This is a genomic window from Pseudomonas sp. GL-RE-29 (genome assembly GCF_019947275.1).
GTDB classification, from domain to species: domain Bacteria; phylum Pseudomonadota; class Gammaproteobacteria; order Pseudomonadales; family Pseudomonadaceae; genus Aquipseudomonas; species Aquipseudomonas fluorescens_A.
On record NZ_JAGYGD010000017.1, the window covers coordinates 120,483 to 143,820 of the forward strand.

18 protein-coding genes are annotated in these 23,338 nt (G+C 60.0%); 13 read left to right on the forward strand and 5 right to left on the reverse strand.

Going from position 1 to position 23,338, the window contains the following annotated elements; genetic code table 11:
* The first annotated feature begins 185 nt into the window (after nt 1-185).
* Nucleotides 186-2,552 carry a tetratricopeptide repeat protein gene (locus KGB21_RS15955; protein WP_223505707.1) on the forward strand — a complete coding sequence of 789 codons (2,367 nt, stop codon included), beginning with the start codon at nt 186-188 and terminating at the stop codon, nt 2,550-2,552.
* 293 nt (nt 2,553-2,845) lie between these two features.
* Here the strand turns inward: KGB21_RS15955 and KGB21_RS15960 are convergent, their stop codons facing one another.
* The 4 genes from KGB21_RS15960 to KGB21_RS15975 all read right to left on the reverse strand — a co-directional run bounded on the left by KGB21_RS15960 (nt 2,846) and on the right by KGB21_RS15975 (nt 5,647).
* Nucleotides 2,846-3,340, reverse strand: coding sequence for a hypothetical protein (locus KGB21_RS15960; RefSeq protein ID WP_223505709.1), 495 nt, complete (start codon nt 3,338-3,340; stop codon nt 2,846-2,848).
* Nucleotides 3,341-3,439: 99 nt separating this feature from the next.
* Nucleotides 3,440-3,979 (reverse strand): GNAT family N-acetyltransferase, encoded by a 540-nt coding sequence (locus KGB21_RS15965; protein ID WP_223505711.1) that lies wholly within the window; start codon nt 3,977-3,979, stop codon nt 3,440-3,442.
* A gap of 172 nt (nt 3,980-4,151) precedes the next feature.
* Nucleotides 4,152-5,132, reverse strand: coding sequence for a LysR family transcriptional regulator (locus tag KGB21_RS15970; protein WP_223505713.1), 981 nt, complete (start codon nt 5,130-5,132; stop codon nt 4,152-4,154).
* Nucleotides 5,133-5,206: 74 nt separating this feature from the next.
* Nucleotides 5,207-5,647, reverse strand: a complete 441-nt coding sequence (locus KGB21_RS15975; RefSeq protein WP_034146674.1) for a carboxymuconolactone decarboxylase family protein — start codon at nt 5,645-5,647, stop codon at nt 5,207-5,209.
* A 204-nt stretch (nt 5,648-5,851) separates the two neighbouring features.
* Here KGB21_RS15975 and KGB21_RS15980 point away from each other — a divergent pair, with 204 nt between their 5' ends.
* The 5 genes from KGB21_RS15980 to KGB21_RS16000 all read left to right on the forward strand — a co-directional run bounded on the left by KGB21_RS15980 (nt 5,852) and on the right by KGB21_RS16000 (nt 9,980).
* Nucleotides 5,852-7,285: a PLP-dependent aminotransferase family protein gene (locus KGB21_RS15980; protein ID WP_223505715.1), complete on the forward strand. Its 1,434-nt coding sequence runs from the start codon at nt 5,852-5,854 to the stop codon at nt 7,283-7,285.
* A gap of 125 nt (nt 7,286-7,410) precedes the next feature.
* Complete coding sequence (locus tag KGB21_RS15985) at nt 7,411-7,704, forward strand: antibiotic biosynthesis monooxygenase family protein (protein WP_034146676.1); 294 nt, start codon at nt 7,411-7,413, stop codon at nt 7,702-7,704.
* A gap of 196 nt (nt 7,705-7,900) precedes the next feature.
* Nucleotides 7,901-8,320: a cupin domain-containing protein gene (locus tag KGB21_RS15990; RefSeq protein ID WP_223505716.1), complete on the forward strand. Its 420-nt coding sequence runs from the start codon at nt 7,901-7,903 to the stop codon at nt 8,318-8,320.
* A 229-nt stretch (nt 8,321-8,549) separates the two neighbouring features.
* Complete coding sequence (locus KGB21_RS15995) at nt 8,550-9,260, forward strand: ATPase (protein ID WP_223505718.1); 711 nt, start codon at nt 8,550-8,552, stop codon at nt 9,258-9,260.
* Between the two features lie 144 nt (nt 9,261-9,404).
* Nucleotides 9,405-9,980 carry a hypothetical protein gene (locus KGB21_RS16000; protein WP_223505720.1) on the forward strand — a complete coding sequence of 192 codons (576 nt, stop codon included), beginning with the start codon at nt 9,405-9,407 and terminating at the stop codon, nt 9,978-9,980.
* Between the two features lie 84 nt (nt 9,981-10,064).
* On the opposite strand, the gene KGB21_RS16005 is transcribed toward KGB21_RS16000, so the two are convergent.
* Nucleotides 10,065-14,951: an NAD-glutamate dehydrogenase gene (locus tag KGB21_RS16005; RefSeq protein WP_223505722.1), complete on the reverse strand. Its 4,887-nt coding sequence runs from the start codon at nt 14,949-14,951 to the stop codon at nt 10,065-10,067.
* A gap of 515 nt (nt 14,952-15,466) precedes the next feature.
* Between KGB21_RS16005 and KGB21_RS16010 the strand changes: the two genes are divergently transcribed.
* From KGB21_RS16010 to KGB21_RS16040, 7 genes are all read left to right on the forward strand, one after another.
* On the forward strand, nt 15,467-15,820 hold the full coding sequence (locus KGB21_RS16010) for a hypothetical protein (RefSeq protein ID WP_034146682.1): 354 nt from the start codon (nt 15,467-15,469) through the stop codon (nt 15,818-15,820).
* Between the two features lie 269 nt (nt 15,821-16,089).
* Nucleotides 16,090-17,049: an AAA family ATPase gene (locus KGB21_RS16015; protein WP_003218556.1), complete on the forward strand. Its 960-nt coding sequence runs from the start codon at nt 16,090-16,092 to the stop codon at nt 17,047-17,049.
* Nucleotides 17,050-17,054: 5 nt separating this feature from the next.
* Nucleotides 17,055-17,999 carry a DUF58 domain-containing protein gene (locus KGB21_RS16020; protein ID WP_034146683.1) on the forward strand — a complete coding sequence of 315 codons (945 nt, stop codon included), beginning with the start codon at nt 17,055-17,057 and terminating at the stop codon, nt 17,997-17,999.
* Nucleotides 17,996-18,490 carry a DUF4381 domain-containing protein gene (locus tag KGB21_RS16025; RefSeq protein ID WP_034146684.1) on the forward strand — a complete coding sequence of 165 codons (495 nt, stop codon included), beginning with the start codon at nt 17,996-17,998 and terminating at the stop codon, nt 18,488-18,490. The genes KGB21_RS16020 and KGB21_RS16025 overlap by 4 nt, the downstream gene beginning before the upstream one ends.
* Nucleotides 18,483-19,562: a vWA domain-containing protein gene (locus KGB21_RS16030; protein WP_223505724.1), complete on the forward strand. Its 1,080-nt coding sequence runs from the start codon at nt 18,483-18,485 to the stop codon at nt 19,560-19,562. The genes KGB21_RS16025 and KGB21_RS16030 overlap by 8 nt, the downstream gene beginning before the upstream one ends.
* Complete coding sequence (locus tag KGB21_RS16035; RefSeq protein WP_223505726.1) at nt 19,559-21,295, forward strand: tetratricopeptide repeat protein; 1,737 nt, start codon at nt 19,559-19,561, stop codon at nt 21,293-21,295. Before KGB21_RS16030 ends, KGB21_RS16035 begins: the two co-directional genes overlap by 4 nt.
* On the forward strand, nt 21,292-22,932 hold the full coding sequence (locus KGB21_RS16040; RefSeq protein WP_223505728.1) for a BatD family protein: 1,641 nt from the start codon (nt 21,292-21,294) through the stop codon (nt 22,930-22,932). Before KGB21_RS16035 ends, KGB21_RS16040 begins: the two co-directional genes overlap by 4 nt.
* Nucleotides 22,933-23,338 lie beyond the last annotated feature (406 nt).

Genomic DNA, 23,338 nt, shown 5'->3' on the forward strand with positions numbered 1-23,338 from the left:
CCCATAGGTTTTATGAGCACCCGAGAACCCTGTAGGAGTTGGCTTGTCGGGTCACGGCATCGCAGCGATGAGGCCACCAGCCCCTGAAGAAAACCATCAATTGACACACGCCACCCTTCCGGCAAAGCTGCATCGAGCATGAACGCGCGCCTGACGGCAAACGCACCTGGACCACGGAAGTCGCAATGCCGAAAGATAAAAATAAAGCTGTAAACCCAAACCCTGATGCGCAACCGACCCTGATCAACCGTTACCTGTTTCCCGTCACCATCGGCCTTCTGCTTTTGGCTGTGGCGGGCATCGGCTGGTTCCTGTTCAGCAGCAAACCGGCGCCTGTGACCTATGCACCGGTCAGCACGCCGGTCGCGCAAGCGCCCAAGCCGCAAGCGCAACCCGTCGCCGTGGCGCCGGCGAAAATGGTCGACGAACAACAATGCCAGGGTTGCCACAGCGCGCAGGTCAAGGACTGGCAAGGCTCCCATCACCAATTGGCGATGCAGGAAGCCACTGCCGAGACAATGCTCGGCGACTTCAACAACGTCACCTTCAAAGCGGAGAACGAAACCACCCGGTTCTCGCGCAAGGACGACGGATTCTGGGTCAACACCCCCGGCATCGACGGCAAAAACGCCGACTTCAAGGTCGCCTACACCTTCGGCATCGCGCCGTTGCAGCAATACCTGATCGAGGTCGGCGAAGGTCGCTTGCAAGCCCTCGGCATCGCCTGGGATACCGAGAAGAACCGCTGGTTTCATCTCTATCCGGGCCAAGGCGTGACCTTCAAGGACCCGCTGCACTGGAGCAAACCGAGCCAGAACGCCAACTTCATGTGCGTCGAGTGCCACACCACCGGCTACAAGCGTAATTTCGATGCGGCAAAAAACACCTTCGACAGTCAATGGAACAGCCTCGGCGTCGGCTGTCAGGCCTGTCACGGCCCGGCCTCCAACCACCTGGAATGGACCGCGAAAAAAACCGATCTGATCCACGCCGGTTTTGCCGTCGATCTCAAGGACAAGAACGCCACCGTCGAAATCGAAACCTGTGCCCGTTGCCATTCCCGCCGCGCACCGCTGGGTGATGGCTTCACCGTCGGCAAACGCCTGATGGATGATTACTTGCCAAGCGTCCTGACCCGCGAACTGTACGCCCTGGACGGCAAGATCAAGGACGAAGTCTTCGAGCACGGCTCCTTCGCCCAAAGCAAAATGTTCGACAAGGGCGTGCGCTGCAGCAATTGTCACAACCCCCACAGCACCGAACTCAAGGCACCGGGCAACGGCGTCTGCCTGCAATGCCACAACACCGCCGGCAAGACTTCGATCGAAACCGTCGAAGGCAAGGGCCTGCAAGCGAAGAACTACGATTCCATCGAGCACACCCGCCACACCATGGGCCAACCGGGCTCGCAGTGCGTCGATTGCCACATGCCCGGCAAGTTCTACATGGGCAATGACTTCAGGCATGACCACAGCTTCAGCATTCCCAACCCGGAGCGCGCGAAAAAACTCGGCACACCGGACGCCTGCCTGACCTGTCACCAGGGCAAGGCCGGGGACAAGGTCACCGAGCAGTTCAAACTCTGGAACACCGCCAATGCCAGTGCGGTGCAGGCCCCGCGCTATGACGAAAGCCTGTGGCTGATCCGCAACGGCCAACCTGGTGCCGCGCAAGCCTTGTACGAGCAACTGCAACGCAGCAACCTGCCGGCGATTCAACGGGCGACCCTGCTCGCCGAGTTGCCGCTGTATCCCAGCGAACAGGCGCTGAAGCTGGCCACCAAGGACTTGAGCAACCCGGCACCGCAAGTGCGTGAAAGCGCCGTGCGTGCGATCAGCGCGTTCCTGCCGCCAGCGGAACGTGCACCGCTGTTGGCGCCCTTGCTGAGCGATCCGGTGAGGGCTGTGCGCATCGCTGCTGCCCGGGACTTGCTCAGCGTGGCGCGTACGGGATTGAGCGGCGCTCAGGACAACTGGAACGCGGCGATCGCCGAGTACGAAGCCGTACAAAAGAGCCTGGCCGAACGCGCCGAAGCCAACCTCAACCTGGCCATGCTGTATCAGGCCAGCGGTCGCAGTGGCGAAGTGGAAGGTTTGCTGCGCACTTCGCTCAGGCGTGATCCGGACTTCTACCCGGCACTGGTGACGCTGGTGCAATGGCTGGAAGCCAATGGTCGCAGTCAGGAAGCGCAATCCTTGATGGCGCAAAGCCTCAAAGACCACCCCGACTCTGCACTGCTGCAACACACCCAGGGCTTGTCGCTGGTACGTGCTGGCAAAACTGGACAAGCCATGCCGTTCCTGCACAAAGCCGCGCAACTGGAACCGCAGAGCGCGCAGTACGGCTACGTATTGGCTGTCGCCCTGCATGACAGCGGCAAGGTCGATGCGGCGTGCGAGGAACTGGAAAGGCTGTTGAAGGTGCAGCCCGCCAACCGCAATGCTCGGTTGTCGTTGATCCAGTATTACCTGAATAACGGGCAGGAACCGAAGGCTCAGGTGCTGTTGCAGGGCTGGAAGAAAATGAACATGGGCGATCCGGCGTTGAAGTGATTGGATTGACCGCCGAGCTCCTGTGGCGAGGGAGCTTGCTCCCGCTGGGACGCGCAGCGCCCCCCAACATTTGGTCAGTCCCACCGTGTCGACAGGACTTGCGACTGCTGCGTACGACATCGATCAACTGTTGGAGCTGCCGCAGGCTGCGATCTTTTGATTTTGTTTTTCAAGATCAAAAGATCGCAGCCTGCGGCAGCTCCTACAGGGATCGCGTGAAAGGAATACCGCGCCGTAGGACAGTCCGAGTGTGCCGGGCTCATCGCGAGCAGGCTCGCTCCCACTCAGCGAAGTTAGCTGCGTTCGCGGGGGATCAGGCTTTGTAGCTGTTGCGCCAGGAAATTCGCATCGAAGGCAAAGGTATCCGGGTCTTTCAGGCCATTGGTCTTGCGCCACTGCCAACTGGTGGACGGTGGCAGGCACACCAGCGAAACGCTGCCATAGCGCGCTGCCGTGAACCCCATCACCGCCACGGAAATCTGCCCGCCGACGCCCATCACATCCGGCACGAATTCCACCGGTTTGCCGGCAATCACAATGGACAGCTTTTCGGTGTTGAAGGTCGACGCTTCCACCGCCACGCTCGGCCCCGACGCGACATACGCCTCGCGGCTCACCTCCAGCAGATTCGGTACCTTGACAGGTTCCAGCCACTGCTGAATCTGATCGAACAGCTCCCCTATTCGCTTGGCCCACTCGGCCGATTGCGACTCGAACAGTTGTTTTTTGTGCGCTTCGCTGTCTGCGTAGTGACGAAGCATCTCGCCAAGTTGCTGTACATCGTCCATTGCGGTGTTCCTTTGGTTGAAGCAGTGCTGCGGACATTCAGCATGGCAGATGCCCGCTGTTGGCGTACGACTAAAAGCGCGAGCGGTATCGGCCCGGGGTTACGCCTGGCTGATCGTGCGGTTGCTGGTGGGCGAGCGGCGCAGACGCGCCATGCTCAAGACATCGACCCACACACCGTCACGCACGGCATAGTCGCGAAGCAGGCCCTCGGTTTCGAAGCCGAATTTGCGGTACAGGCCGATGGCGGCTTCGTTGTCGACGTAGACGGTGAGTTCAACCCGGTGCAGGTTCATCCAGTTGTCAGCGATGTCCAGCGCGGCCGCCAGCAGTTTCGTACCGACGCCTTTGCCTTGCCACGCCAGCGCCACGCCCAGGCCAAAAGTGCCGGCATGGCTGCGACGGATGCGCGAAAACTGCTCCAGGCCAAGGTTGCCGATGACTGTTCCCTCGTGCAGTGCCACCAGTTGCACCAGTCGCTCGCTATCCGACGCCAGGCGTTTACGCCAGATTTCAACAGACGGAAACGGCAACTGCGTTGTCTGCCGGGTGACCTCGGGGTCGCGGTAAATCGCGGCGACGCCGTCGATGTGGGAGTCGTTGAGCCGTTCGATAGTGATGACAGCGTCAGTGACGGGCATGGGTGATTCATCCTTGAGGCAGACATGGCCGGTTACTCTACAACGCATTCTCCGGGTCTGGCGAGAACACCTGTAGGAGCGAGCCTGCTCGCGAAGCGGTATTACAGTCGGCAACGATATTGAATGTAATGGCCTCATCGCGAGCAGGCTCGCTCCTACAATTGGACCGGGGTCAAGCTTCGAACCACTCTCGCCGCTCGTCGAAAGCATGCTGGATCAACTGGGCAATCATCTGTACCTGCTCATCCCCAGACGATTGGGCATTGACCGCCATCCACACCTGACGCTGCATCGGCTGACTGAACAGCCCCGGCAAACCGAGCAATCCCCGATCGAATCGATGCATGTAGCCGGGCAACAAGCCGATGCAGGCGCTGCAACGCACCATCTCCAGCATCAGTCCATAGGAATGCAACTGCACAACTCCGGCCAGACGTTGCTCCACCAGGTTGTTCCACGGCCGAAAACTGTCGATCTGCCGATCATGCCGCCATTGCACCAGCAGAAAATCGGCCAGGTCGTCGAGGTTGTCCGGGCGCGCGGCGACCCGTGAGTAGCGCTTGGCGATGTGTGGCAGGTAGTCGAGCCGTGCCAGGGGCCGAGGTTCGCTGGTGGCAAAGCTGGGGCCTGGCAGCGGTGAGTCGGCGCCGGCCAGCCATACCACCACATCGGCGCTGATCGCCTGCAGCGACAATTCGCTGTCGAGGCTGATGATGTCCAGGCGCACGCTGGCATTGCGTCGCAGCAAAGCCACCAGGTCGCGACCGAGGATGTCATGCAGGATTGACTCCTCCACTGCTAGGCGAATCAAGGGTTGCTCGATCACCGGCAGGTCGAGTTCGTGGGCCAACGCGATCAATTGCGACTGCAATTGCAAGCCATCCCGACTGAGGACAAGGCCATTGTCCGAGGGGCTGAACAGCGTGCACCGCAACTGCTTTTCAAGCTGCGCCAACTGTTTGCGTAACTGAATCGCCTTGATGTTGAGACGCCGGGCGGCCTGCATGAAACAGCCGCACCGGGCGGTCACGCTGAAACAGTGCGCCAGCAGCGGATCGACCCCCATCGCCCGCGAGCGCCAGGACGTGGTGTTATCGATGGGGGCACGGTACTCGGCAAAACGTCGCTGGCCGCTGGTTTCCATGAATGACATCGAATGACTCCCTGTCGACTATCGCTGGGAATTCCATCCTGCGCATCAAACATGAAACGGGTATGACAGCCCGGTCAGGAACTGGGACTTTGGCGAAAACTCACCGCCAGGCGGTTCCAGCTGTTGATGGTGGTGACGGCGATGGTCAGGTCGACCAGTTCGCCTTCGTTGAATTGCACCCGCGCCTGCTCATACACGTCATCCGGCACATGGCTCTCGGCGAGCAACGTCACCGCTTCGGTCCAGGCCAGGGCCGCACGCTCGCGCGGGTTGAAGAAGTTGCTGTCGCGCCAGACCACGATGGAATACAGACGCCGATCGGTCTCGCCGAGACGCCGTGCATCCACCGAATGCATGTCGGTGCAGAACGCGCAGCCGTTGAGCTGCGAAGCGCGGATCTTGATCAGGTGCAGCAGCGCCGGTTCGATGCTCAAACTGCTGGTCAAGGCCTCCATCGCGATCATCGCTTTCATCGCTTTGGGTGAAGCGCTGTAGTAATCCAGACGCAGGGTCATGGCGCGGCCTCTCGGATCGAACATGTCTGCCTAAGGTAGGCGCTGAAACGCTGGCGTTACAGCTCCAATTTCACGAAAAAAGCCTGAGCCACTCGGCAACAGACCAATTAACGGTTTTTGCGCTACGCAACTTCTGCAGGGCGAGCGGATAAGGGTAATCTGGCGCGACGCACACGCGCCCCAACTGCCCGGAGCCTCGCCGGTATGGAACTACATGTCGTCATCAACGGCCGCAAAGACCTGGCAGGCCAGTTGTACAACCAACTGCGCAGCGCCATTGAATCAGGTCGACTGGCCGCTGGGACGCAGCTTCCGCCGAGCCGCTTGCTGGCCGAGCAATTGGGGATTTCGCGCAAGACCATTTCCGATACCTACGCCCAACTGACCTACGAAAACTTCCTCACCGGCGTGATTGGCAAAGGCACCTACGTCAACGCGCGGACCTCGAAAGTCCAGCGCAAACAGAGCCATTCAGAGCTCGCCGGTTTTGAGGTGATCGAATCCTGGCGTAATTTGCCGGTGTTTTTGCGTCATCCGACGCTGGAAGGCTCGCTGCGCTACGACTTCATTGGTGGCGCCACCAGCAAGGGCCAGTTTCCCCAGGACGACTGGCGGCGTTGCACCTCCCACGCCTTGCGCCAAATTGCCGGTTCCAAGGGCTTCTACAGCCTGCCCGAAGGCTTGCCGGCGCTGCGCAATGCCATCGCCCGGCACATCGCGTTTTCCCGTGGGGTCAATTGCCAGGACGAAGACGTTGTGGTGTGCAACGGCGCCCAACAGGCGCTGGATTTGATTTCCCGGGTGCTGACGCGTCCGGGCAGCATCGTGGCCATGGAAGATCCCGGTTATCCGCCAGCACGGCTGCTGTTCAGCACCCACGGCGCCACGGTGATCGGTGTGCCAGTGGATGCGGAAGGCATTCAGGTGGACAAGATCCCCCTGGGCACCCGGCTGATTTACGTCACCCCGTCCCACCAGTTCCCGCTGGGCATGCCCATGAGTCAGGAACGCCGCGTGGCACTGTTGGCCAAGGCCCATGAACTGGGCGCGATCATCATCGAGGACGACTACGACAGCGAATTCCGCTACGAAGGTCGACCCACCGACTCCCTGCAAAGCATGGACGAGCGCGGGATCGTCGCCTACGTCGGGACCTTCTCGAAAACCCTGCTGCCAGAGCTGCGGCTGGGTTACGCGATCCTGCCACCGGCGATCCTCGAAGCGGTGGTGCGCGCCAAACAGCTCACCGACCTGCATACCTCCACCCTGCCCCAGTGGGCGCTGGCCAAGTTCATCGCTGAAGGCTGCCTGCTCAAGCACATCCGTCGCTGCCATACGATTTATGCGGGCCGGCGTGAGCGGATCCTCGCGCGCATGGCCGGTGACCTCTCGCCGTGGCTCGAAGCGGTCCCGAGCACAGCGGGTTTTCACATGGTGGTGTTGTGCAAAGTGCCAATTGATATCGCACTGGTCATCGAACTGGCGAAAAAAGTTGAAGTGGGGCTGTATTCCATCGAAGGCTTTTTCTACCAGCGAGCGCCTCAGGCTGGGCTTCTCATGGGCTTTGGCGCCATCGAAACCCTGGACATCGACACGGCCCTCGACCGTTTGCGCGACATATTGCAACAAGTCGCCTGACGGATTGGTCTGGGCCTTTATCCGGCGATTGGCTATTGGTGGTCCGGGGGTGCAGGCCTATCCTGCATAGGCGTTATCCCTCAATGAGCAGGATTCGTCCGGCCTGATTCAGGAGTGTGAGCCTAATGTCCTACAACGTGATCAATACCGTAAAGGTGCAGGCCGTCAGCGGCCGCTCGGATGAACTGGGTAAGCAACTGCAAAAGATTGTCGACACCCTGCGTGAGCTACCGGGCTGTGAGTCCTATATGGTCGATCGCTGCCCCGAGGACAGCAACCGCTGGACCGTCAGCGCCCACTGGCAATCGGAATCGGCGATGCAATCGCATTTCAACAGCCCTCAGGTGCAAGGCTTTATCGACTTGATCGATTGCCAACTGGCCAATGCTGTCGACTTCAACAGTTTTCCGATTCGCTAAAACAAGATCAAAAGATCGCAGCCTGCGGCAGCTCCTACATTGGAATATGTTCCCTGTAGGAGCTGCCGCAGGCTGCGATCTTTTGCTTTTCACCCTTTCGATTGGTCCCCTGACCTTCCCGGGAATTGGCTGTTTGTTTGCGTCCACTGGCGGAATAGATTGGTCCCTGACAACCAACCACTCCAGGTGATCAACCATGAACGTTTTGCGCCTCTGTACTGCCCCTTTCGCTGCCCTTGCCTTGACCATTGGCGTCCCGGCGTTTGCCCATGAAGCCAGTGACCCTTCAGAAAAAGTCACCGTACTGCAAGACCAAATGCTGAAAAACGCTCCAGGCAAAAAGGCTTTGATGATCGAAGTCGACTACAAGCCAGGCCAATCGTCCATCGCCCATAAACATGACGGTACAGCCATGGCCTATGTGCTTTCAGGCTCAATCACTTCTCAGGTGAAGGGCGAAAAAGCGGTGACCTACAAGGCGGGTGAGTATTGGTACGAACCCGCCGGTTCGGAACATCTGGTCTCGAAAAACGCCAGCGCGACTAAACCGGCGAAGCTGTTGGTGTTCATGGTGTTATCGCCGGATGAGAAAGTGTTGATCCCCCTGGAAAACTGATCGCTGAATCCACAGCTATAAATAAAAGCGCCCAAACTCTTGATTGGGGCGTTTTTATTTCCTCAAGCAATTAACCGAACGCCTTTAAACCAAACAAAACTATTGGCTAGCTAATCACTACGCAGATTGGCTATTTCATTCGATGGCGCACGGTTTAGTCTGGAGTCACTGCCGAGCATATTCGGCAACTGTAACTTTCCGACCGAAGTTGTTTCACTGGAGAAACACCATGAAACTTGCGTTTGTCAGTTCATTGACCATGACCGTTTTAATCACCGGATGCTCGGTGCCCACGGCGCCTTCAGCGGTGACGCCGCTGGACGGTATCTTCACGCATCCCGTGGGTCGCAGCAGCGCCACAAGCATTCCCAACGGCAATAACGTTTCGCTGGGCATCGTCTACAACCACAATACCCAGACCAACCGCACCTACCTGCAGGATTACCAAGCCAACGCCGGCACCGGTTTCGGCCAGAGCCTGTTGGTGCAGTCGATTCATGACGCCTATGTCGCCACCTCAAAACCCAATCTGGCGGTGGACTGGGTCGAGGCGTCTCTAAAACGGCAGTTTGGCTCGGTCACGGTGTACCCGGACATGCAAAGCCTCAAGGCGGCAAAACCGGATGTGCTCGCAATTGTCGACAGTCGCAGCCAATTGATCACATCGCGCAGTTCGGATGTCGAAGCGAATGTCAGCGCCGGTTTCTATGACAAGAACTTGAATTACTTAGGCACTGCGCAGGGGCATGACGCCAAAGCACTGAGCCCGGTCTGGGCGGACTATAAACGCAGTGAAGACATCGTTGCGGATATACATGAGCAGCAAAATGTTCAAGTCCGGGCGTTGCAGAAATTTGACCAGTCGCTCAATAACTTGCTGACCAAGACGACAAATAATGTCTCGATGGTCGACAAAGCAACAGAGGCACAACCGTATTGAACCCATGAAGATCATTGCGAGCAAACCCAACCGGGAACAGGAAGGGTTTGCTCACAATTAATCAAAACCATATCTTTTAAATAACGATATCTTTCGTTTGACGCGCCAGCGCCAATAATTACGTTTTATAGACAGGACGTCTTCATGACTAAAAACCAAGAAAGATCCTTCATCGCCCGCATCACTTACGATGGGGTCGACATGACATTTTTTGACCAGATACTAAGTTCGAACCGTTTTGTATTTGACGGAAAAAGTTCTCCAGCACCACCCAACATCGTGACAACATTTGAAGCCTATAACCCTGTCACCCGGGAGATGGTTCATGTAGGTCGTAAAAGAACAACGACCATGGTCATACACTTCCAGTGCTATGACGACTACTACAACTTGCAGATTTTGAGCGAAGCCTACTATAAGAAATATTTCAGCAAGGGCGAACAAGGCGTCCTGGGTGCCTATCCGGCCGCAGGGGGAGATACGACGTCTTTTAATCTACTGAATGCCAGCCACGAGATCATCACCTTGGATGACCTAAGCGATGACAATCCGACCATTTACCTAAAAGCACGTAACGCCGGAATTATTAGAAAGGATATATGGCGAGAACCTGCCTATAGTTCATGCTTTACTGATACTTCCGGAAAAATCGTGGCATTCAAGCTGGATATACTAGAAAGGCAAGCAGCATCGCCACAACATCCAACGCCCTATTCTTGACAGGTTCAGCCAGACAAAACTTATTGCAGAACTATAAAAAAGCCCCGCATCTCTCAATGCGGGGCTTTTTCATTCAACGCCTGATCAGGCCGCCGGTTCCAGCTCGGCGACGGCAGCGACAGGCACTACCGCTTGACCGCTCAACGCCAGGTCCAGCAGCTCGCGGTTGGCCACTGCGTACATGGCGTAGTCCGTACCGCTGGCGGCACGCAGTTCCACCAGCATGGCGCGCCAGCGTTCGATCATGCTCTCGTGCTGCGACATCCACAGCGCCAGGCGTGCTTCCACGTCCTGGGTGCCGTCGCCCTGTTGCAGCACCGAGATGGTGATCGCACGTTGCTGCCAGTCGACGTCATCGCGGAACGCTTCACGGGCCAGGGCTTGCCAGTTGTTTTCAACCGGCAGAGCACTGATCTGTGCCAGATACCAGGTGATGTCCAGCGCGCTGCCCACGGCGAAGTACGCCTTGGCCACGTCGGCAGGATCCTGGCCAGTCACGTCGGAGGCCTCGATGATCGGCAACAGCGTGTACAGGTGCGTGGTGCCAGCCACCATGCGCGCCAGCAACTCCGGCACACCGGCTTCGACGTACGCCTGATAACGGGTCTGCCAGGTTTCGCGGATCTCGCCACTGAGCAATTCGTCGAGCTTGAGGCCCAACGCCGCCAGATGCGGACCGAAGTGCGCGACGTCACGGGCAGCGTTCTGCTCGTTGCGACGGGCACGCAGGAACCAGCGAGTGGCACGACGGCCCAGGCGCATCAGCTCATCCATCAGCTCCAGTTGCACATCGGCGGAAACCTTGTAGTCGAGGTTTTCGATCTGACGGAACCAGTGCGGGAGATGGAAAATGTCACGCACGATCACATAAGCGCCGGCCACGTTCGCCGGGCTCATGCCGGTCGACTCTTTGAGTCGTTGAACGAAGGTAATGCCCATGTGGTTGACCAGATCGTTGGCGATCTGGGTGCTGACGATTTCGCGCTTCAGACGGTGACGGCGCATGGCTTCGGAGAACTTGCTCACCAGGGTCGGCGGGAAAGCGGTTTCCATGTCGCGGGTCAGGTAGTCGTCGTCCGGTACCAGGGAGCCCAGCAGCTGCTCCTTGAGGTCGATCTTGCTGTAGGAAATCAGCACCGACAGCTCGGCACGGGTCAGGCCATGGCCTTCGGCGACACGCTCGTTGAGCGCTTCTTCCGATGGCAGGAACTCGATGGCGCGATCCAGTTTGCCGCGACCTTCCAGATCATTCATCAGACGCTTGTATTCGGCAATCCGCGGCAACGCACGACGAGCAGCCAGGGACAATGCCTGAGTCTGCTTGTAGTTGTTGCCCAGCACCAGACCACCGACTTCGTCGGTCATGCTCGCCAGCAACTGGTTACGTTGCTTGTCGGTCATGTCGCCGGCCTGAACCACCTCGTTCAGCAGGATCTTGATGTTCACTTCGTGGTCGGAACAGTCCACGCCACCGGCGTTGTCGATGAAGTCGGTGTTGGAGCCGCCGCCATTGATACCGAATTCCACACGACCCAATTGGGTCATGCCGAGGTTACCGCCCTCGCCCACCACTTTGCAGCGCAGTTCGTTGCCGTTCACGCGCAGTGCATCGTTGGCCTTATCGCCGACATCAGCATGGCTTTCGCTGCTGGCCTTGACGTAAGTACCGATACCGCCGTTCCACAACAGATCTACCGGCGCCTTGAGCAAGGCGTTCAGCAGTTCGGTCGGGGTCAGCTTGTCAGCCTTGATGTCGAAGCGTTCCTGCATCTGCGGGGAAATCGCGATGCTCTTCGCGCTACGCGAGAAGATGCCGCCGCCTTCGGACATGATGCTGGTGTCGTAATCCGACCAGGCCGAACGCGGCAGGTCGAACAGGCGTTGACGCTCGACGAAGCTGGTCGCCGGGTTCGGGTTCGGGTCGATGAAGATGTGCAGGTGGTTGAACGCGGCAACCAGTTGCAGCTTGTCGGACATCAACAAGCCGTTACCGAACACGTCACCGGCCATGTCGCCGACGCCCACGACAGTGATGCTGTCTTCCTGGACATTGATGCCGCGCTCGCGGAAGTGGCGCTGTACGCCGACCCATGCGCCCTTGGCGGTGATGCCCATTTTCTTGTGGTCGTAACCGGCAGAACCACCGGACGCAAACGCGTCACCCAGCCAGAAGCCGTAGTCGATGGCGATGCCGTTGGCGATGTCGGAGAAGGTCGCAGTGCCTTTGTCTGCGGCCACTACCAGGTACGGGTCATCGTCGTCATGACGCACGACGTTGGCCGGTGGCACCAGCGCGCCGTCCTTCAGGTTGTCGGTGATGTCCAACAGGCCCGAAATGAAGATGCGGTAGCAGGCGATGCCCTCGGCCGCGATCTCGTCACGGCTGCCGCCCAGTGGCAGGCGACGCGGCAGGAAGCCGCCCTTCGCGCCCACCGGCACGATCACCGAGTTCTTCACTTGCTGGGCTTTTACCAGGCCCAGGACTTCAGTACGGAAGTCTTCTTCACGGTCAGACCAGCGCAGGCCACCACGGGCCACGTTGCCGAAGCGCAGGTGCACGCCTTCGACGCGCGGCGAGTAGACGAAGATTTCGAACTTCGGTACTGGCTTCGGCAGCTCAGGAATCAAGTGCGGGTTGAACTTGAAGCTGAAGTACGACTTGTTATGGCCGTTGGCGTCAGTCTGATAGAAGTTGGTACGCAGGGTCGCCTTGATCAGGTCCAGGTAGCGACGCAGGATGCGGTCTTCGTTCAGTACCTGAACGTCGTCCAGCGCAGTCAGGATCGCGTGTTCCAGACGCTGTTCGAGATCGTCGCTGCTGAGCTTGCGCGCCAGGTAGAAACGGGTCTTGAACAACCGGGTCAATTCGCGAGCGATGTCGGTATGGTTGTTCAGGGTGCTGGCGATGTAACCGAGGTCGAAGCCCAGGCGGATCTGTTTCATGTAACGGGCGTAGGCACGCAGCAGCGCCACGTCGCGCCATGGCAGGCCGGCGGTCAGCACCAGACGGTTGAACGCATCGTTCTCGGCATCACCGCGCACGATGTGGACGAACGCGTCCTGCAAAGTGTCGTTGAGTTGCTGGATGTCCAGTTCCAGCCCTTCGGCTGCGGTGAACGCGAAGTCATGAATCCAGAACTCGCGGCCGTTGTTGTGACGCAGGCGGTACGGGAATTCACCCAGCACGCGCAGGCCGAGATTTTCCAGGATCGGCAACACGTCGGACAGTGCCAGCGGGGTATCGGCGTGGTACAGCTTGCAATGCAGCTCACGTTGACCGGAGACCTGGCCCAGCGGCTGATAAAAGCTCATCACCAGCGGATTTTTTTCGCTGAGGTTCAGCAGGTGCTGCATGTCGACCACAGCCGAGTGGGCAGCAAAACGCTCGCGATAACCGGCCGGGAAGCCTTTCGGGAAGTCGGCCAGCACGTTGGTGCCGTGGGCTTCGCCGAAGGTCTCGACGGTCAGCGCGGAGTAATCGTCCTGCCAGCTGCGGCAGGCCTGGATCACTTCGTTTTCCAGCTGTTGCGGGTCGATGTCGATACGGTTTTTCGGGTCAACGCGCAGGATCAGTTGCACGCGGGCCAGCACGGACTCGGAGAAGAAAGTCCAGAACTCGCAATCCGAGGCTTTCAGGCGATCCATCAGCACTTGCTGGATCTTCTGGCGCACTTCGGTGGAGTAGATGTCACGCGGCACGTAGGCCAGGCAGTAGCAGAAACGGCCGTACGGGTCTTTGCGCAGGAACACGCGAATCTTGTTGCGTTCCTGGATCTGCACGATCGACATCACGGTGCTGAACAGCTCGTCCACCGGGGTCTGGAACAGATCGTCGCGCGGCAGCACTTCAACCACCTGGGCCAATTCTTTGCCCAAGTGAGCCTTGGCCTGGAAGCCGGAACGGCGCTCGATTTCCGCGACCTTGCGGCGGATGTACGGGATGACCCGCACGCTCTCGCCATACACCGACGAGGTGTACAGGCCCATGAAACGGCATTCCTTGATGACGTTGCCGTCGGCGTCAATTTCGCGGATCGACACGTAATCAGGGTAAGCCGGACGGTGTACACGGCTTGGGTGCGCAGCCTTGGCGAACGACAACAGGGTCGGTTCGCGCAGGTAATTCACGGCGTAGTCTTCGATGCGCAGGTCATCGTAGGTCAGGCCGGCGCGCAGCAATTTGGTCAGGCCGAGGAAGGAGTTCTGGTCGTAGACGATGTGGCCGCCATCGGCCTCATCGCGAACCACGAATTCTTCGTAACCCAGGAAGGTGAAGTGGTTGCCCACCAGCCACTCCAGGAAGCTTTTGATTTCAGCTTTCTCGTCGGCATCGACGACAAACTTGCTGCTGTCCAGGTTGGTCAGGATTTCCTGGACCTTGGCTTTCATCGGCTCGAAATCGGCCACCGCGACGCGCACTTCACCGAGCACTTGTTCCAGCTCTTTGGTCAGCACGTTCAATTCAGCGGTGTTGGCGCAACGGTCGATTTCCAGGTACATCAACGACTCTTGCAGCACGTCGTCGCCCTGGGTGCCTTTGGGCAGGATTTCCAACAGCTCGCCCTTGCTGCCGCGACGTACGCTCAGCACAGTGGTTTGCAGGGTGTGAATGCTGTAGCCGCGACGGTTCAGCTCGGTGCGCACCGAGTCCACCAGGAATGGCAGGTCGTGGTGCAGCACTTCGACCGCGGTGTGGGTCGACTGCCAGCCGTGACGTTCGTAATCGGGGTTGTAGACGCGCACTTGCGGTTGCGCGTGATCGAAGCGCTCAAGCAGGCGCCACGCAGAAAGAGTACAGCCAGCGAGGTCGGACAACCGACGTTGGGTCAGTTCGTCCAGGGAAATGATGCCGAAGAATTGTTCAGCGAACAGCGCCACTTGTGGCAGTGCCTGTTCACTGATGTGCTGCGCCAGTGCCGCTTGCAGTTGGTGCTGGAAGTCGGCTTTGCTGGCTGCGGTGAAGAACGCCATCTGTGGTACTCCGCTTGGGCTTGTTATTGATGGAAGCGTCGCGCGAAACCCCTTTTGGGGCTACGTTTCAAAGCTAGCCGTCACCCGGCTCCTGATTCTCGGGCAGAGGAAACAGGGTGACAGGTGGGTGAAGCTGGACGGGACACTCTGGTCACATTCACCTTCCGTGAATGGGCATCTGCAAAAACGACTGGGCTGCGTGCAGCGCAATGTCTTTACGGGTGCTCATCCGTTGCGCAGCTTAACGAGTGCGGCAAGGCCCGTGCTTGCGGTGCTGCGACATATTCGGTCAACGGTACGCTGCTCAGGGCGCACGCTTCGAACAACACTAGCACCCGCACAGGAAAACGGCGGTTTTCCGTCCGGTTTTACGGTACATCCGTACCAGAAATGACCAGCAACACTTTGCTTGTTCACGACACGCTCTCTGACACTCAAACGAGCAGAAATTCCACGAGGCTGGCAGAATCGCGTTTTGTTCGTTTTCACAACGCTCGTCGAGCCAGGAACTACCCATGCAAATGACCACCGCCCTCTTGATCGTCAACCCGTGCGATGACGAAGAAGACAACATGGCCATGCTCTGCTGCCACAGCGAAAAGGGCGAAATGTTCCTGATGAGCCGATATCCGGACGAAGATGAGTTGGAAATCACTCTGGATGGCGAGCCGTCGACGCTGGACGGCGTCAAAGTCACCCTCAGCCCTACTCTGCTGAAGATCGAAATCGCTGCAGCGGATGCCGATGCGTTGAATGGGGATGATGTGCTGGAGATCACCTTCAACCCGGACATGGTGGATATGGCGGAAGTTGAGGAAACGCTGAAGAACATTCTTGACGGTACCGGAACCTTCATCAGCCAGATTTGAGGCGCTTGATCTGCCTTCATCGCGAGCAGGCTCACTCCTACAATAGATCGTCGTACACCTTCAATGTAGGAGTGAGCCTGCTCGCGATAGGGCCGGCACAGCCACCCAATCACTCCCCTGCTACAAAAATCCGCTATCTGCCCCAACCATTTCCCGCACTTTGCACAAAATGCCGTTAGTCGCCGCCCCCCGCGATGGATTAAAGTAACGCCCCCAGCCCTGGCGTATTACGCACGACCTCGGCCATCCATTTCCAGGAACAGTCATCGATGGAACATCGTGAAGCGCTGCTAGCGCTGCGAACCTTTCTTTCAACGCAGATTCTCGGCCAGGAAAAACTCATCGAGCGCTTGCTCATCGCCCTGCTTGCCGACGGCCACATGCTGGTCGAGGGCGCTCCTGGCCTGGCCAAGACCAAGGCCATCAAAGAACTGGCAGAAGGCATCGAAGCGCAGTTCCATCGCATCCAGTTCACCCCCGACCTGTTGCCTGCCGACATCACCGGCACGGAAATCTATCGTCCGGAAACCGGCAGTTTCGTGTTCCAGCAAGGCCCGATCTTCCATAACCTGGTGCTGGCGGACGAAATCAACCGTGCGCCGGCCAAGGTTCAATCGGCGTTGCTTGAGGCCATGGCCGAGCGCCAGGTCAGCGTCGGGCGCAGCACTTATGAGTTGTCGCCGCTGTTCCTGGTGATGGCGACGCAGAACCCTATCGAGCAGGAAGGCACCTATCCGTTGCCCGAAGCGCAGCTCGACCGCTTCCTGATGCACGTGAAAATCGGCTTCCCCGACGCCGCCGTCGAACGCCGCATCCTGCAACAGGCCCGTGGCGAAGCGTTGAACGGTGAAACCAAACCCGAACGCCGAGTCAGCCAGCAGGCCATTTTTGCCGCACGCAAGGAAATCCTCGGGTTGTACATGGCCGATGCCGTGGAGGAATACCTGGTGCAACTGGTCATGGCCACGCGCACACCCGCCAAGTTCGACCCCGAGATGGCCGAGTGGATCGCCTACGGCGCCAGTCCTCGTGGTTCCATCGCCCTCGACCGCTGTGCCCGGGCCCACGCCTGGCTCGCCGGACGCGACTTCGTCAGCCCGGAGGATATTCAAGCGGTGCTGTTCGACGTGTTGCGCCACCGCATTATCCTGTCCTTTGAAGCCGAAGCCGCTGGCATCGACCAGGATCGGGTGGTCCAGCGGATTCTCGACGTCGTAGCCGTCGCTTGACCCCGATGAACGCCCTCCTGCCGCCCCAACCGGGTATCCGCATCACGCTCGCCGAGTTGATCGAGATGCGTCATCGCGTGCGCGAAGTGCAGCTGTTTTCCACGCCGAGCCAGCGCAGCCCGCTGATTGGCCTGCACCATTCCAAGTTGCGCGGCCGTGGCGTGGATTTCGATCAGGTGCGGGTCTATCAGGCCGGCGATGACGTGCGCACCATCGACTGGCGCGTCACCGCGCGAACCCAGGAGCCGCACACCAAGCTGTTCCACGAAGAACGCGAACGACCGATTTTCATCATGGTCGAGCAGAGCCGTCGTTTGTTTTTCGGCTCGGGACTGATGTTCAAATCCGTGCTGGCCGCCCAGGCCGCCAGCCTGATTGGCTGGGCCGCGCTCGGGCACAACGATCGCGTCGGCGGGCTGGTGTTCGGTGACAACGAGCACTACGAAATCAAACCCCGGCGCAGCAAGCAGAGCCTGCTGCAATTACTCAACCGGCTGGTGCGGGTCAACCAATCGCTGCACACCGAAAGCGAGCCGGACCGCGATGCCTTTGGCATTGCCTTGCGTCGTGCCCGCGAAGTGTTGCGTCCCGGTAGCCTGGTGATTGTGATTTGCGACGAGCGCGCCTTGTCCGAAAGCGCCGAACAGCAACTAAGCCTGTTGTCGCGTCATTGCGACCTGTTGCTGCTGCCGGTGTCCGATCCACTGGACCACGCCCTGCCCGCTGCCGGCCTGCTGCGCTTTGCCGAACGCGGTGCACAACTGGAACTCGACACACTCAATTTCGAATTGCGCCAGACCTATCGTGCCCAAGCCGAAACACGCATCGCTCGCTGGGAATTGCTGGCGCAAAAGCTTCGGGTATTGCTGATGCCGTTGAGCACCCAAAGCGAAATGGTCGAGCAACTGCGCGAATACCTCAACCCAGAGAAACCGGGGAAAGGTCGATGAGCAGCCTTGATCAACTGCAACCGCTGATTTCCCCGCCGGCAATCGGCTTCTGGCCGCCGGCGCCGGGTTGGTGGTTGCTCCTGTTGTTACTGCCTGCCATTGGATTCGGCCTGTGGAAGCTGCGGCGCTTCATTCCTGCCCGCAAACCCATCGTTCGCGCCGAGCAACCCCTGGACCCGGTGCGCGTTGCCGCGCTGGCAGAACTGGCGCTGATGCCCAAGCCCTACGATGGCGCGCCCGCCGGTGCCTGGCTACAACAACTCAACGGCCTGCTCAAACGCCTGTGCCGCAACCATTATCCGTACAGCCAGAGCCATACCCTCAACGGTCGCAAATGGCTGGCATTCCTCGACAACCGCTGCCCGGCGGCCGGCCTGACCCGCTGGATGGTGTTGGTGGAAGGTGCCTACAAGCCCGAATGCAAACTCGACGATAAAGCCATCGCCGGCCTGACCCAGGCGGTCGATACCTGGATTCGCAAACATGTTTGAGTTCGCCTGGCCGTGGATCTTCGTGCTGCTGCCGCTGCCGTGGCTGATGCGCATCCTGCTGCCGGTCGCCGACAGTGGCGAACCGGCGCTCAAGGTCAGTTTCCTCAGCGACCTCGAAGGCCTCGCCCGACGCCGTGCCCGCGCCAACCTGCCGGCCTGGCGCCAACAAGCGCCGTTCCTGCTGTTGTGGTTGATGCTGCTGACCGCCGCCGCGCGCCCGCAATGGCTCGGCGAACCACTGCCGATTGCCGCCAGCGGTCGCGACCTGTTGGTGGCGGTGGACGTGTCCGGTTCCATGGATTTCCCTGACATGCAGTGGCAGGATGAAGACGTCAGCCGCCTGACCTTGGTCCAGCACTTGCTCGGTGATTTCCTCGAAAGTCGCGAAGGCGATCGCGTCGGCCTGATCCTCTTCGGTAGCCAGGCTTACGTGCAAGCGCCACTGACTTTCGACCGGCACACCGTGCGCGTCTGGCTCGACGAAGCACGCATCGGCATTGCCGGCAAAAACACCGCTATCGGAGATGCCATCGGCCTGGCCCTCAAGCGTTTGCGACAACGCCCGGCACAAAGCCGCGTACTGATTCTAGTAACGGACGGCGCCAACAACGGCGGCGAAATCGCCCCGATCACCGCCGCACGCCTGGCGGCCAAAGAAGGGGTGAAAATCTACCCGATCGGCATCGGCGCCGACCCGGAGCAAAGCGGCACGCTGGGCTTTCTGGGAATCAATCCGAGCCTGGACCTTGATGAGCCATCGCTGAACGCAATCGCCGAAGCCACGGGTGGGCGCTATTTCCGCGCCCGCGACGGCAAGGAGTTGCAAGCGATCAAGGAAACCCTCGACCAGCTGGAACCCGTGACCCAGCAACCGACTCAGGCCCGCCCGGCCCAAACGTTGTATCAGTGGCCATTGGCGATGGCGCTGCTAATGAGCATTCTGCTGGTGATCCGCGAGCTCTGGCCGGATAACCCGCTGCAACGCCTGTTTACCAAGGATCTGTTTTTGCAATCGCAACTGCCTGACTGGCGTCAGCGCCTCAATCGCCTGCGTCTGCGGAGGCGCCGATGAGCGCGCTCTGGCCTTACTGGTTCCGTCCCTGGTGGCTGTTGTTGCTGCCGCTGTTGGGCTGGTTGCTCTGGCAACTCTGGCATCGGCAGAAGCGCGCCGGACGCTGGCAGATGATTCTGCCGCCCGCTTTTCATGCGGTGTTGCTCAGTGGTGGCAATGGCCGCGACAGCAAGCTGCCGTGGATCGCCTTGGGCGTGGCCTGGCTGCTGACGATATTTGCGCTGCTCGGGCCGAGCTGGGAGCGTGTCGAGCAACTGAGCCAAAAACCCGCCGACCCGCTGGTGGTGATCCTCGAACTGACCCCGGAAATGCTCGCCACCGACGTTCAGCCCAACCGCCTGGAACAGGCTCGGCGCAAGCTCTTCGACCTGCTGCAATACCGCAGCGACGCGCAGACGGCGATCGTTGTTTATGCCGGCAGTGCGCACACCCTCGTGCCACTGTCGGATGATCTGTCCACCAGCCGCAATCTGCTGGACGCCCTCAAACCGTCGCTGATGCCCGAAACCGGCCATCGCGCTGATCTGGCGGTGGGCAAAGCCCTGACGCTGCTGGATCAAGCCGCCCTCGGTGATGGCCGCATCCTGCTGATCGGCTCGTCCCTGACAGAACAGGAACGCCTGGGGATTCGCCGCGAGCTGAGCGGTAAATCCACGCAGTTTCTGATGCTCGGCATCGGCACCGCCGAAGGCGCACCGATTACCCAGGAGGACGGCAGTTTCCTCAAGGACGAACAGGGCGCGATTCTGGTGCCGCACCTGGACGAGCCCGGCCTCAAAGCTTTTGCCAACGACCTGGACGGACGTTATCGCCACGCGCGCTTGAGCGACGCAGACCTGCGTGCCCTCGGTCTGCTCGATGGTCCCCGCCATTTGCGCAATGACGGCCAGACCCTGCGTCTCGACACCTGGGCCGATCAAGGATACTGGTTGCTGTTGCCGCTGTTGTTGCTGGCGGCCTGTGCTGGCCGCCGCGGCTGGTTGCTGTGCCTGCCGTTGTTATGGTTGGTGCCGCAGTCGAGCTATGCCTTCGAGTTCCAGGACCTGTGGTTGCGTCCCGACCAGCAGGGCCAGCATCTGCTCAAGCAGAAACGCCCGGCCGAAGCCGCGCAGCGTTTCGAAGATCACCAGTGGCAAGGCGTTGCCCTGTATGAAGCCGGCGACTACAGCGGCGCCGCCCAGCGGTTCGCCGAAGGCAACGACGCCCACGCCCACTACAATCGAGGCAATGCCCTGGCCAGAAGTGGCGAGCTCGAAGCGGCGCTGGATGCTTACGAGCAGGCACTGGAACGCCAACCCGACCTGCGTCCGGCGCTGACCAACAAGGCCTTGGTAGAAAGCCTGCTCAAGCAGAAAAACACCCCGCCCGCCGCCGAGCCGGACAACGCCACCAGCGAACAGCCGCAGACTCCACCAGAATCACCCCCCTCTGATACGGCTCAAGCGTCGAGCATGGGTGAGCCGAAGTCTGAAGAGCAACAGGCCAAACCCGGCACCGAGCAAGCGTCCACGAAACCACCGCGGCCCGGCACCAACGAAGTCCCGGGCAGCGAGCTGGGGGATGAGCAACACACCACGCCGCCCATGCGCCCGGCCAGCGACAGTATCGATGACGAACAGCAGCAGGCGCTGGAGCAATGGCTGCGACAGATCCCGGATGATCCGGGAGAATTGCTTCGACGCAAATTCTGGTACGAACAGCAACAACATCAGGATCAGGGAAAAACTCGATGACCCGCTTCACCGCCTTCATGCTCGCCTCACTGCTATGGACCGCTCAGGCCCAGGCTGCGGGGCTGGTCGCCAGCGTCGATCGCACCCGCCTGAACTCTGGCGAGACGATCGAACTGACACTGGAATCCAGTGACGTGACGCAGTTCGGCAAACCCGACCTGGCGCCCCTGGAGTCACTGTTCGAAGTGCGCGGCACCCGTCAGGTCAACCAATTGACCACGCTGAACGGCGACAACCGGGCGACGACCCGCTGGATCGTCACCCTTCTGCCGCTACAGAACGGCAGCGTGGTGATCCCGTCGCTGAAGCTGGGCGACGTCGAGAGTCAGCCCATCACTGTGCAAGTGGTCGAAAGCGAAAGCCAAAACACCGCGAGCAAACTGGCGCCGGTGTTCATCGATGCCAGCCTCGATCAAACCAGCGTCTACGTGCAGGCACAGGCGATCCTGACCTTGCGTATCTACCATTCGGTGTCGCTCTACGATGACAGCAGCCTGCCACCGCTGCAGATTCCCGATGCGCGAATCGAGCAATTGGGCGAGTCCCGCACCTACGAAAAAGACATCAACGGCGTGCGCCACGGCGTGATTGAAATGCGCTACGCAATCTACCCGCAACACAGCGGTGAGCTGATCATTCCGGGGCAGATCTTCAATGCCGCACTGGTGGACGCACAGCCCGCCCAGGACGCGACAGCCCAGTCACCGAAATCCGGCAAGCTGATGCGCATCAGCTCTGGCGAACTGCTGCTGACGGTCAAGGCCAAACCGATCACCTACCCTGCCGACTTGCCATGGCTGCCGGCGCGTAGCCTGACCTTGAGCGAGAGCTGGAGCCCGGAACCCGAGCACGTCCAGGTCGGCGACTCCATGACCCGCAGCCTTACCGTGAAGGCCGAAGGCCTGGCGAGTTCGCAACTGCCGCCGCTGCCCGGAACCGAAGTGAGCGGTTTGCGTCGCTATCCGGATCAACCGGTGCTGGGCAACCAGAACACCGATCGTGGCCTGGTCGGCAGTCGTGAAGATCGCGAGGCGCTGGTGCCGGCCCGCAGTGGGTCCATCGAGCTGCCCTCGGTGGACGTAGTCTGGTGGAACACCTTTGAAGACCATCTGGAACACAGCAGCCTCCCGGCCCGCACCCTGCAAGTGGCGGCCAATCCGAGCCTGATGGTCGACACCCCGGCCGGCAACTCCCCGGTCAATGCCAGCGCCGACAGCGAAAGCCTCTGGCGCTGGAAACTCAGCAGCCTGATCCTCGCCTGCACCACCCTCCTCGGCTTTGGCCTCTGGTGGCGCGCCCGCTGGCAACCGGCAGTCGCGCGCACCGCACAAACCGGCCCGAGCCCGCGCACCGTGCTCGACGAGCTCAAGCGCGCCTGCCAGGCGAATGATCCCCAAGCCACCCGTCAGGCGCTCGACGCCTGGGCCCGGCAACAACCGGAAACCCTGGCCGACATGGCCGCGCGCTTCGTACCACTTTCCGACGCCCTCGACGGCTTGAACGGCGCGCTGTACAGCGAAACCGGCCAGCATTGGCAAGGTGAGGACTTGTGGCGCGCGATTCGGACGATCCCGATCGCCGAGCGGGTGCAGGACCTCACGGGCGACAGTGGCTTACCGCCGCTGTACCCCAAATAACCCGCGATATTCCGGGCAGCGCTATTTGTGGCGAGGGAGCTTGCTCCCGCTCGGTTGCGAAGCAGCCGTAGACAAGTGACCCGGTGTCCTTGAAAAACAGGTATCCGAATGAGGGGCCGCTTCGCAGCCCAGCGGGAGCGAGCTCCCTCGCCACAGGTTAGTGGTGTGATCGTATCTATCGGCGATTCGGAAGACGCCAAAAGCTTGCCGCCGCTGAACCCCAATTAACCCGCAATCCCGGGACAGAGTGTGCGGCGAGGGTGCTTGCTCCCGCTCGGTTGCGAAGCAGCCGTAGACAAGTGACCCGGTGCCCTTGAAAAACGGGTATCCGAATGAGGGGCCGCTTCGCAGCCCAGCGGGAGCGAGCTCCCTCGCCACAGGTTAAGTGGTGTGATCGTATCTATCG